General features: G+C 60.7%; 9 protein-coding genes and 1 tRNA gene. 1 reads left to right on the forward strand and 9 read right to left on the reverse strand.

The features are described from left to right. Positions 1-31 precede the first annotated feature (31 nt). Positions 32-1,129, reverse strand: coding sequence for a hypothetical protein (locus M6D32_RS04300; protein WP_298253711.1), 1,098 nt, complete (start codon positions 1,127-1,129; stop codon positions 32-34). Positions 1,130-1,514: 385 nt separating this feature from the next. On the opposite strand from M6D32_RS04300, the gene M6D32_RS04305 reads away from it, so the two are divergent. Beyond that, a complete protein-coding gene (locus tag M6D32_RS04305) occupies positions 1,515-4,805 on the forward strand; it encodes an adenylate/guanylate cyclase domain-containing protein (protein WP_298253713.1) in 3,291 nt (1,096 codons plus the stop codon). Positions 4,806-4,833: 28 nt separating this feature from the next. On the opposite strand, the gene M6D32_RS04310 is transcribed toward M6D32_RS04305, so the two are convergent. The 8 genes from M6D32_RS04310 to M6D32_RS04345 form a co-directional block, all read right to left on the reverse strand. Continuing rightward, positions 4,834-6,435 carry an ABC transporter substrate-binding protein gene (locus M6D32_RS04310; protein ID WP_298253715.1) on the reverse strand — a complete coding sequence of 534 codons (1,602 nt, stop codon included), beginning with the start codon at positions 6,433-6,435 and terminating at the stop codon, positions 4,834-4,836. A 231-nt stretch (positions 6,436-6,666) separates the two neighbouring features. Next, positions 6,667-6,744, reverse strand: a tRNA-Pro gene (locus M6D32_RS04315). A gap of 117 nt (positions 6,745-6,861) precedes the next feature. Further along, on the reverse strand, positions 6,862-7,440 hold the full coding sequence (locus M6D32_RS04320; RefSeq protein ID WP_298253717.1) for a MerR family transcriptional regulator: 579 nt from the start codon (positions 7,438-7,440) through the stop codon (positions 6,862-6,864). 38 nt (positions 7,441-7,478) lie between these two features. Next, positions 7,479-7,805, reverse strand: coding sequence for an integration host factor subunit alpha (locus tag M6D32_RS04325; protein ID WP_298253718.1), 327 nt, complete (start codon positions 7,803-7,805; stop codon positions 7,479-7,481). Between the two features lie 130 nt (positions 7,806-7,935). Continuing rightward, entirely contained in the window at positions 7,936-8,913 is a 978-nt protein-coding gene (locus M6D32_RS04330) for a beta-ketoacyl-ACP synthase III (RefSeq protein WP_298253720.1), read from the reverse strand. Then, a complete protein-coding gene (gene plsX / locus M6D32_RS04335) occupies positions 8,910-9,971 on the reverse strand; it encodes a phosphate acyltransferase PlsX (RefSeq protein WP_298253723.1) in 1,062 nt (353 codons plus the stop codon). The genes M6D32_RS04330 and plsX overlap by 4 nt, the downstream gene beginning before the upstream one ends. Positions 9,972-10,236: 265 nt before the next feature. Next, complete coding sequence (locus tag M6D32_RS04340) at positions 10,237-10,806, reverse strand: DUF177 domain-containing protein (protein WP_298253725.1); 570 nt, start codon at positions 10,804-10,806, stop codon at positions 10,237-10,239. An 11-nt stretch (positions 10,807-10,817) separates the two neighbouring features. After that, the gene (locus M6D32_RS04345) at positions 10,818-11,372 is read right to left on the reverse strand and encodes a ubiquinol-cytochrome C chaperone family protein (protein ID WP_298253727.1); all 555 of its coding nucleotides are present in this window, start codon (positions 11,370-11,372) and stop codon (positions 10,818-10,820) included. Positions 11,373-11,510 lie beyond the last annotated feature (138 nt).

Below are 11,510 nucleotides of genomic sequence, written 5' to 3' on the forward strand. Positions count from 1 at the left end.
CTCCAGCGTCCGGATCGGTTGCAGCGTTTATTTACGGCTGCCCCGTGAGCAATCCGAGCGCGCGCAGGCACTCCACTTTTTTGTCGACGACATCCGATTTCAAACGAGCCGAAACGCTGATCTTCTGGCGTCCGAACCGAAATTCAACCGACTGACCTGCCGCATCGCTCAGCACCTTCTCTTTATAGGTCTCGACGAAGTCCTCTTCCGGCCTGATTGCCGCGGGCACGGTGACGAATTCCGGACCGCGGTAAATCCGTTCAAGCAGGTCATTGACGCGATCGAACCTGCCTCGCTCTGCCCGTTCTCTCAGGCGATAGAGGTTGAAGCGAAGCTCACGATTTTTCGGTCTGTTGTGGCCCTGATCGCCGAACGCTACCCACCGCGTCATATTGTGATGAAATCGATCCGCGTCCCACGACGTGCCGATGATAGCGTCTTCGAAGCACGGACTTTGCGGCGGCCCGCTGATCTCCCGCCGCGGATGATGCTCGTCGACCCCGTCCGCATTGGTGTCGGCGAGCAATGCGTGGCCCAGTTCGTGAGCGAGCCCGCCAAGGATCGCAAGCTCCGGATCGCGAGCACTTTCCGGCTTCAAACGCACCAGCCGGGCTTGCTTCTTCTTTTCACCTCGTACGCCAAGAAGCAGGTCGACAGTTTCGTTTTCCCGCTCGGCGACCGATGCCACCTTTTTAAGCTCGGAACCAGAGATCGCGACGAAGACGCCTGTGCCCGGCGGACGGTCCGACCCCTCCCAGTAACCCCAACCCCACGGGCCCTCCGTGTTGTCTTCGGTCACGAAGATCTGGGTCAACCGGCAGAGCTTGCCCTTCATATAGTCGGGTGCCCGGACATAGGTCCTGGCCATTAATTGCCTTTGCGGTGGCGTTACCGGCACGCTTTTGTCACAAGCCGGGCGCTTATACTCAGCGCCATAACCCGCATCCGCAGGATTGTCCCGGGTGTAGCAGGCTCTCGCCGCGAACTTCCTGCCGTCCGGGTCGCTTTCACACGTGCCCTGGAAATGGCTTACAGGCGCACTGGTCGGCCTGGGATTTTCAGCGGCCTGTGCCGAATAGCCTGCAACCAGCAAGACGAAGGGAAACAATGCGTTGAGCTTCATCGCCAAACTCCCCAGCAGGATTTAGCCGACACAAGCGTTTTGACCACCTCCGGGCATGGGAGGATCGGTCGTCATGCAGTTGGGATTTACCGCCTGCCCTCGGCACTTATTCAACAGCTACCACTGGCGAAAACACAAGAGCAATTTTTTCCGCATCGACCCGGCAGGCCATGTAACGGCCTCCCGGGATCGCGTCACACACTTCGTGGGCGAGCCCAGGTAGAAGCCGAGCGCGGCCGGAGACCGAACTTGGCTGGTGATATGTTTGAAATGCTGACAATAATGTCTTGAAGCGGCCCGTGATCGAAGCCGCTGGGTACCGCTGATCTCATCCGAGAAGTGGTGAGCGGTGGCTATTCTGCCTTTGGTCCGGCCGGCCGGTAGGTGTGGTATGGAGTGCCTCAATTGCCACGCGGAAGTTTCGGAGCACGCGAGATTCTGCAGCCAATGCGGCGCGGCATTGGTGCACAACTGTCCTTCCTGCGGTAGTAGCGAAGCGTCTGGCGCCAAGGTTTGCAGCAGGTGCGGCGTAGTTCTCTCTGCCGCAAGCAACGTCGCCAGAACGCAAACCCTGCCCGACCCGGGCGTCGCCGAACGAGGCCACCTGACAGTCATGTTCTGCGATCTCGTCGGTTCAACGGCGTTATCCGTCCATCTCGATGTCGAGGACCTGCACGAAGTGATTGCCGCGTACCACAAGCGCGCCGCGGAAGTCGTTACCCGCTTCGGCGGTTTCGCTGCCCGTCGCGTGGGTGACGGTGTGCTCGTCTATTTCGGTTACCCGCGCGCTCATGAAGACGACCCGGAGCGGGCGGTGCGTGCGGGTCTGGCTTTGATCGAAGAGATTGGTCAGCTGGAGAGCCCCGAGCCGCTTCAGGTTCGGTTGGGTATCGCCACCGGCTTGGTGGTCGTTGGCGATCTGGTCGGATCCGGAGGTGCGAACGAAAATGAGGTCGTGGGCGCGGTGCCCAACCTGGCCGCCCGGCTGCTAAGTCTCGCCGAGCCGAACACCGTCGTCATCAGCGATACGACGCGGCAGTTGATCGGATCAGTCTTTGCATTGGAGGACCTCGGCTTCAAGGAACTCAAGGGCTTCACCGAGCCTCAACGTGTCTGGAGTGTTCTCGGCGAAAATCGTTTCAAGAGCCGCTTCGAGGCGCTGCGTTCCGCAGAGACACCGTTCGTGGACCGTCAGGAGGAAACCGAACTCCTGCTGCGACGCTGGACCCAAGCCAAGGCTGGACAAGGCCGCGCCATCTTGTTCTCGGGTGAAGCAGGTATTGGCAAGTCGCGCCTGATTCTCGCGCTCAGGGACTTGCTCGGTTCTGAACACTTTACCGATTTGCACTTTTTCTGCTCACCCCATCATCAGAACAGCACGCTATTCCCCATCATCAATTTCCTTGAACGTGCCGCTGGTTTCGGACGGGAAGATACGCCGGCGGCAAAGTTGGACCAGCTGGAGGCATTGATGGCTGGGACCTCCGCAGCACAGCAGGACGTCGCGCTTCTGGCCGACCTTCTGTTATTGCCGACCGATCGTTATGCCGCGCTTGAGCGCAACCCGCAGCGAAGGAGACAGCAGACCTTCGCGGCGCTTCTCCGCCAGATAACTGACCTGGCCTCCGAAAGGCCGATCCTCGTGATCTTCGAGGACATTCACTGGATTGATCCGACCACACAAGAACTGCTCGATATCTTCATTCAACAAATCCAGGACATGCCGGTACTCTTGATTGCTACTTTTCGTCCGGATTTTTCCGCGTCGTGGGTCGACCAGCCTCACGTCACCATGGTCACGCTCAACCGCCTGAACAAGTTCGACAGTGAAGCCCTCGTCCGGGGGCTAGCGGCGAAAACGACCGCATTACCGAGCGACCTGATCGGTGAAATCGTCGAGCGTGCTGACGGCGTGCCGTTATTTCTCGAGGAGGTGACGAAAACGGTCGTGGATGCCAAGCCTGTCGATATGCCAAGCGCGCATTGGTCTCTTTCGGTCCCGCCGACGCTCCACGCATCGCTGATAGCGAGGCTTGATCGGATCGGCCCCGTGGCCAAGGAGATTGCGCAGATCGGCGCTGCAATAGGCCGCGAATTTTCTTACGAGCTCGCCGCCAAGGTCGCCGACCGGCCCGAGCCTGAGCTGAATCAAACGCTCGGTCGCCTGGTCGAAGCGGGTCTCATCTTTCAACGAGGCGCAATACCGCGGTCGAACTTTTTGTTCAAGCATGGGCTCCTGCAGGATGCGGCTTACAGCACCTTGCTGCGCGACCGGCGCAGAAGGCTGCATGCTCGGATCGCAGGAGCGATTGAGGAAACGTTTCCCGAGCTCGCCGAGAGCCAACCGGAAGTCATTGCGCGACATCGAACTGAAGCAGGTTCAAGGAAGCAGGCCGCAATATACTGGCAGCGCGCCGGTGAGCTCGCACTGCGCCGTTCGGCCGGGAGCGAGGCGTTGAAGCACTTCTCAAGCGCCCTGGGACTTCTGGAAGGAATGCCTGACGCAACGGAACGCTGGCGCCAGGAGCTCGATGTCCGTCTTGGGTTAGGAACGGCCCTCATCATTGCGCGCGGGTTTCGTACCGCAGGACACGAAATTGTCGATCATTATGCTCGAGCCGTTACGCTCGGCCGCGGACTTGGCGGGACCGACAGGAAGCTGTTCCGGGCGATGTGGGGCAACTGGTATACGAAAATTATTACCGGACAGACCGAGCAAGCTCTCGGCATGGCCAACGAACTCGTCATATTGGCCGAGCAACTTGCCGATCGCGACCTGTTGCTCGAGGCCTACCACTCGCGCTGGGCGAACTCACACGTGCTGGGCCTCAATTCAAGCGTGATTGCCGACATCGAACGCGGCCTCCAGATCTACGATGCCGAGCGCCATCACGCACACGCATACGACTATGGAGGGCACGATACCGGCGTCTGCGCCTATGCGCACGGTGCGGTCACGCGCTGGGTTATGGGTTTTCCCGAAAAAGCAATAGAGATGGCGGAGTCGGCTCTCGAGCTAGGGTACCGGCTGCGCCACCCTCCGAGCCTGGCGCATGCGGCATGGTGGTCAGCCGCACTTCGGCAACTCCTTCGCGACCCCAAGCCGTGTCGCGAGTACGCTGAGTTGACAATCAGGATTGGTCGCGAGCAGGGCAGCAATATGTTCGTCGTTTGCCCGCTCCTGCTGGGCTGGTGCATCTTTGAATCCGGTCAGACCTCCGAGGGTCTGGAGCGCATGGAGGATGCGGTCGGAGCCACCCGGCAGTCAGTGCGGCGCTTCTACTACGACTACGAGCTTCTGGTCTTCGCGGAGAGCCTTCTGAAGGCCGACGAACCGGTCCGTGCACGGCAAGTCGTGCAGGAGGCGTTTGACACTATGGCAACGAGCCGCGGCCGTTTGTTCGAGGCGGAGGCCTATCGTCTGTCGGGCGCATGCCTGGCTTATCAGAAGGACCATGCGGAAGCCGAAAGGCTGTTGTTGCGGGCCATCGATACGGCCGAACAGCAGGGTGCGCCGGCGTTCAAGCTCCGAGCCGGGATGACGCTTGCGCGACTCTGGCGCGACCAGAAGCGGATGGAAGCAGCGCACGATTTGCTTTGGCAGATCTACGATCAGTTCGAGGAGGGACGCGGTACCTCCGATCTCCGGGAAGCCAAGGCGCTGCTGAACGAGTTAAGGTAGTGCTGACGAAGCGGCGTCAAGCTAGGTCTCACGCTATCTTGTCGACTCCCCAGAAGAAGGGCAGCGGTCCCTGGGCCACTCCAGTGAGGTCCTTCGTCCAGGCAAAGTGGCGAAGATACAGGCCGAGCGGAGCGGACATCACCTCGTTGAGAGCCACCTCGTTCAACCTCTGAGCGACCGACCTCTGGTCTTCAAGGGACTGTGCGTCGAACCAGGCCGCGACTTCCGCTTCGACCGCGGGACTCTTGGCCCAGCCATTGGCTGCCGCCATGCCATTCGCCTGCATGTGCGGGCTGGTCGGAAAGACCCAGTCAACGCCGTAGATGGCCGTGACATACATGTGCCAGCCGCCCTTGCCGGGAGGTTTTTTCTGGGCGCGACGCGCGACGATAGTGCCCCAATCGATCGCAGCGAGTTCGACGTTCATGCCTAGCCGCTTTAACAGGTCTGCGGTCAAGTCGCCCCAAAGCTTGTAGTGCGAGATATCCTGCGCCGCCATGCAAACGATGGGCTCGCCGGCATAGCCGCTTTCGGCGAGCAGCCGCCTGGCGGTTTCGAGGTTCCGCGGGCCCTTGAGCACTTCGCCGCCTTGCTCGGTATAGAACGGAGAACCCGGCGTGAAGTATCCCGGTTGCGGCTTCCACATATTGGCATCGTCGCCGACGAAGGCGCGCATGTACTCTTCCTGGCTCAACGCGGTGAGGATCGCCCGCCGCGCCCGCGCATCGTCGAACGGCGGAAACAGATGGTTGATCGCCAGAATGCCGATGTTGCCGAGCCGATCCTGAATCTCGACAACGACGTTGCGACTTTTGCGCAGCATGGGAACCAGATCGGGGTGAGGAACCTCCCACCAGTCAACTTCGCGGTTTTGCAGGGCGGCAGCAGCGGTCGCCGGATCTGGCATGGTGATCCACTCGATGCGGTCCGCCACGATGCGCTTTCCGCCAGCCATCCAGGACGCGGGTTCTGCGCGCGGCACATATTCTGCAAACCTCTCGAACGCCGAGCGGGCCCCGGGGACCCAGTCGCTACGCACGAAGCGCATTGGGCCGCTGCCGACATATTCGCCGATCTGCTTGAACGGGTCGGTCGCGGCGATCCGAGCGGGCATGATGAAGCAACATAGCGTCGTGATCTTGCCGAGCGCGAGCAGCATCTTTGGATATGGCTTCTTGAGCAACCAGCGGAACGTGCGATCGTCGATAGCGACAAGTTCCTGTTCGATTGCCTTGATCTTCTGACCGAGCGCATCGCGTGCAGCCCAGCGATTGATGCTGGCGACGGCGTCGCTGGCCGCGACCCGCTCGCCATCGTGGAATTTGAGGCCAGGCCGCAAGCGGAAAGTCCAGGCGAGGGCGTCGCTCGAAACTTCCTCGGCCTCGACCATCTGGCGCTGGACCTCAAGTTTGGCGTTCACGCCGTAGAGCGTGTCCCAGACCAGCATGCCGGCGTTGCGGGCAATATAAGCGGAATTCCAGATCGGGTCGAAGTTGGCGAGGTCCGCGTGCGGCACAAGACGCACCGTCCGCGCCGCAGCGCGTTGAGATATTGCCGGGGTGGCTAGTTCACCTGCTGCGGCCAAGGTGCCCGCACCGGCGAAAGACTTCAGGAATGCCCGTCGATCCATTGGGTGGCCCTTAGATCAGACGCGAAATGCAAAGCGGCGCCTGCCCTGCGTAGCAGAACGGCATTTCGATCAAGGTGCCAAGGTCGCCAGGCGTCACATCTCGCCCGGCTTACCGCGCCCTCGATCGTTGCGACGGTAACGCCCCGAGAACGAAAATTATAAACGGTCTATAGACCGGGCGGTCGATGCGAACCGGACAAAAAAATTGAGCTTTGAAATTGCTTGGTAAATTGGTCGGAGCGAGAGGATTTGAACCTCCGACCCCTAGTCTCCCAGACTAGTGCGCTAACCGGGCTGCGCCACGCTCCGATGCCGTTCCCTTAGCTTTGATCAGCCGCCCGTGCAAGCCGGGCGATCGGTCGGCAGGGTCTTCCCCGATCAATCAAGGAGTTAAGCCGGCCGCCGTGAATTCCGCGCTAACCACCCTCAGCCGTCCTTGAGCGCGACATCAAGCAGCTTCCGGCAGGCGATCAGGTCCTCAAGCACACCCTTCAGGCGCCCCACGTCGATGATCGGAACGATGTCGGCAACGCCGGCAATCGCCTCCTCTTCGTCGTAGCTTTCGACTTCGCGCTCCCGCCGGCTGCGGCGCTCGGCAAAGCGCGGGATGCCGCTCTCCTCCGAGCTGTCAAAATCGTCGTCGTCGAGGTCCATCGCCGGCGCGATGTCGTCGTCATTTTCGAGGATGCTTTGGCCGACCGCCTCTTCGATTGCCCCGAACGAGGCGATCGCATTGGCATCCGCGAGCCGCTGCACCGAGGCGATGCCGTGCTCCTTCAGAATGCGCTGCACGCCGCGAATGGTATAGCCCTCGCCGTAGAGCAGACGGCGAATTCCCTTCAACAGGTCGACATCATCGGGGCGATAATATCTGCGGCCCCCGCTCCGCTTCATCGGCTTGATCTGGGAGAATCGCGTTTCCCAGAACCGCAGGACGTGTTGCGGAATGTCGAGGTCTTGGGCGACCTCGCTGATGGTTCGGAACGCATCCGGCGCCTTGTCCAAATGCTCGCTCCTCTATCTTCGGCCGATGGGCCACCGGCCTATTCGGCCTTGCCGTTGTTTCCGGCGCTGTGACCGTTGATACGCTGCTTCAAGATCGCTGACGGCTTGAACACCATCACGCGGCGTGGCGAGATTGGCACCTCGGTTCCGGTCTTCGGATTGCGGCCGATCCGCTGGCCCTTTTTCCGCACCATGAATGAGCCAAACGAAGACAGTTTCACCGTCTCGCCCTTCTCAAGGCAATCGGTAATCTCTTTCAGTACCAACTCTACAAACGCGGACGATTCCGTGCGCGACAGCCCCACCTTCTGGTAGACGGCCTCACACAGATCAACCCGCGTGACGGTTTTTCCAGTTCCGGTCATCGCCTGCCCCACTCTCGGCGAACAATATTCGCTACTAAAATTATGAGCTTAAGCGCTAACGGTCAACAGTAGACCGGCTCTCATAACACGAAAGAAATGCACAAATCATCGGGATTTATTTACCTGCCACTCACCAACGAACCAGCGCCGATCCCCAGGTAAAGCCGCCGCCCATGGCTTCCAGCAACACCAAATCGCCTTGTTTGATGCGGCCATCGGCCACTGCAACGCCAAGCGCCAGGGGAATCGACGCCGCCGACGTGTTGCCGTGCCGGTCAACAGTCAGCACGACCTTCTGCGGTGCAATATGCAATTTGTGCGCGGATGCATCGATAATTCTCTTGTTGGCCTGATGCGGGACGAACCAATTGATGTCCTCGGCAGTCGTCCTGCTCGCCTCAAAGGCATCGACGATGACGTCCGTAATCATGCCGACCGCATGCTTGAAGACTTCCCGCCCTTCCATTCGAAGGTAGCCGACGGTCCGGGTCGAGGACGGACCGCCATCGACATATAATTTCGACTTGTGCCGCCCGTCCGATCGCAGGTGAGTCGTCAGAACGCCGCGGTCGGAAGATTTTCCCGGCTGCGCTTGCGCGTCGAGTACTACCGCCCCGGCGCCGTCGCCGAACAGCACGCAGGTGCCACGGTCGTTCCAGTCCAGAATTCGCGAGAATGTTTCCGCGCCAATGACGAGCGCACGTTTGAACGCGCCACTGCGCAGGAAATTATCGGCCGTGGCCAGCGCGAATACAAAGCCCGAACAGACGGCCTGCAAGTCGAAGGCCGCTCCGTGGTGGATGCCGAGCCCGTTCTGCACCGCGACCGCTGTGGCCGGAAACGTGTTGTCGGGCGTTGAGGTCGCCAGCACGATCAGGTCGATCGATTGCGCATCGACGCCGGCATGCGTCAGGGCCGATCGCGCAGCATTGATTGCGAGGTGCGAGGTAAACTCGCCCTCGGCAGCGATGTGGCGCTGACGGATGCCGGTGCGCTGGACGATCCACTCATCGGAGGTGTCGATCTGCGTCGCCAATTCGGCATTGGTCAGGATCCGCTCCGGTAGATAGGAGCCGCAGCCGAGTACGACCGAACGTAGTACAGTCACGAAACAGACTCCGGCGTGGAAGGGCTGGGGACGAGACCACCGCCCTCGCGATTAAGCATTTGATTGATCTTGTTGAGGAGATCGTACCTAGCCATCTCATAGCCAACATCGACGGCATACGCAAAGCCGTCGGCGTCGGTACCGCCGTGGCTTTTGACCACGATTCCGTTGAGACCGAGCAGGACGCCGCCATTGGACTTGCTGGGGTCGAGCTTGTCACGGAGCGCCCGGAAAGCCGGCCTTGCCAGGAGATAGCCGATCTTGGAAAGCCAGCGGCCTGAAATCGCCCCGCGCAGAAATTCGTTGATCTGGCGCGCCGTTCCCTCGGCGGCTTTCAAGGCGATGTTGCCGCTGAAACCTTCGGCGACAATCACGTCGGCCGCGCCGCGCCCGATGCCGTCGCCCTCGACGAAACCGGTATATTCCAGCTGCGGCAGGTTCATGGCGCGGAGAAGCTCGGCGGCCTCGCGAATTTCCTCGCGGCCCTTGATCTCTTCGACGCCAATATTGAGCAAACCAACGGTCGGTCTTGCGAGGTCCAGCAACACGCTTGCCATGGCACTCCCGAGCACCGCCAGCGTCACCAGGTGACGCGCGTCGCCGCCGATCGTGGCGCCGAGGTCGAGCACAACGGAATCGCCCCGTAAGGTCGGCCATACCGCGGCGATCGCCGGGCTATCGACGCCCGGCAGCGTGCGCAGGCAGAATCGCGCCATCGCCATCAGCGCCCCGGTGTTACCGGCGGAGACCGCCACGTCAGCCTCGCCCTTCTTCACGGCGTCAATTGCAAGCCACATCGAGGAGGTCTTGCGCCCGCGCCGCAAAGCCTGGCTTGGCTTATCGTGCATGCTGACGGCAACATCGGTGTGAACGACGGAAGAAACCGCCTTCAAGGCCGGATGCTTTGCAAGCTCCGCTTCGATCATGGCGCGATCGCCGAACAGGAGAAACTCGGTGTCGGGATGCCGTGTCAGTGAAATCCCGGCGCCGGTAACAACAACTGGCGCGCCGACGTCACCCCCCATGGCGTCAAGCGCTATTCGAACCTTTTGAGGCATGAACGTCCCGGAAACCCGACCTCTTACCGGACCTGAATGCTGGCCGGGGCAACCACCACGGTTGCGCCGATCGGCGAAGCACCACGCTGCGCCAGACTGGGCCGCGACAATAGCGTTTCCCCGCACCGACACAACCTCTTGACCGCCACCTTTTGCGGCGCGAGTACTGCGGTGGCGGAATCGGAACGTTTAAATAAAACGAACTATTTCAAATGCTTAAATGCATCTTTGGAACGTAAGGTTCCACGTGAATTCCCGCGACAGCCTAATCGGGGTCCTTCTTGCCAGGCCCCGGCGTATAGCCGACTTGCAGCGTCTTCAACGCCGCAAATGGATGATCCGCGGGATCGACGATTTCCCGCGGCGGTTCGAACACCACGTCGCGCCTGCGCGGATAAGGATCGATCGCGAGGAACAGGACATCTGTCGCGAGCCGGCCGAGATCAATCACGCCATCGATGATCGGCTCCGGCGGATCAGGAACCTCTTCACCCTCGCTTTGCGCAGCTTCGTCGACCAAAGCGGCGAGACTCCGAATTTGCTCCGGAGGCGCAAACATCAGATCGACCGTCTCGTCGATCTCGCTCTCGATGGGATCGAGCGTCACCACACAGGTCTGCCCGATCAGCGCACGCACCTCGCCCGTGACATGAACTCGCCCGCCGCTCGTGAGTTGCAGATCGAACGACGCGCTCGCAGAAATTACTTTACGCAGGCTCGCGATCTCCGCGATCGCCGCCCGCGATGCCTCGCCTGCTTCGAGCGCGCGGTGCAATCCGGTATCCGGTATCTGCGCCACGACAACGGGGACACGCCAGGGGTCAGCAGGGTTCATGGCCATCGCCCTCAGGAAAACGACTCGCTTGCTTCGGACGGGGCGGGAAAGGCCCATGTGGCAGCTAGCAGCGCGGCATCGTCGATACCGTCTAGTCGGGCCAGCACGATCTTCACATATATGGCGAGCCGTCGCGCGTTTTCCATGCCCTCGCCGTTCAAGACATTCTTGCACAGGGCGGCCGCCAGCGCCTCGTCACCGCCATCGCACGCGGCATCATACGCAGCGGTGCGGCCATAGAATGCTTCGCCAAATGCCTGCATCCGCTTGGGAACAGTGAGATCGCCGACTCCCATCTCTCTCAAGTTGGCGTCCATATCCTCGCAGAATCGATCGAAAAGGGCTTGCGCGACGTTGGCTGATCCCTCGACGGACCGAAATCGCCGCAAAACCATCCACAAATGCAGCAGCAGGAGGTCGAAACGGCCGTCAACTGTGTCGGTCACGCCAAGATTCCGGTAGAACAACGGTTCTCGCGCCTGCGTCACGATCATGCCATAGATGCCCTCAATGGTGCCGCGCAGCGACCCCCGGGGTTTGCTGAAGTGGTTGAATGGCCAAAGCATTGTGGGGGCTACTATTGTCTCGGTTCTGACATTCGCATGCTACTGCGGCGAGTTGGTTTGCGAATGTCAGAACCGAAGGGACACCAGCAAATATAAGTCGCTAGTGCGGTGAATTTGAAGTTCCTATCAGCTTCGCGG

This window comes from Bradyrhizobium sp. (genome assembly GCF_027307225.1).
Classification (GTDB): domain Bacteria; phylum Pseudomonadota; class Alphaproteobacteria; order Rhizobiales; family Xanthobacteraceae; genus Bradyrhizobium.

Coding starts and splice junctions, on each gene's coding strand:
- M6D32_RS04325 (WP_298253718.1), bottom strand. CDS start 7,805: ATGACCGGAACTGGAAAAACCGTCACGCGGGTTGATCTGTGTGAGGCC.
- M6D32_RS04310 (WP_298253715.1), bottom strand. CDS start 6,435: ATGGATCGACGGGCATTCCTGAAGTCTTTCGCCGGTGCGGGCACCTTG.
- M6D32_RS04340 (WP_298253725.1), bottom strand. CDS start 10,806: ATGAACCCTGCTGACCCCTGGCGTGTCCCCGTTGTCGTGGCGCAGATA.
- M6D32_RS04305 (WP_298253713.1), top strand. CDS start 1,515: ATGGAGTGCCTCAATTGCCACGCGGAAGTTTCGGAGCACGCGAGATTC.
- plsX (WP_298253723.1), bottom strand. CDS start 9,971: ATGCCTCAAAAGGTTCGAATAGCGCTTGACGCCATGGGGGGTGACGTC.
- M6D32_RS04345 (WP_298253727.1), bottom strand. CDS start 11,372: ATGCTTTGGCCATTCAACCACTTCAGCAAACCCCGGGGGTCGCTGCGC.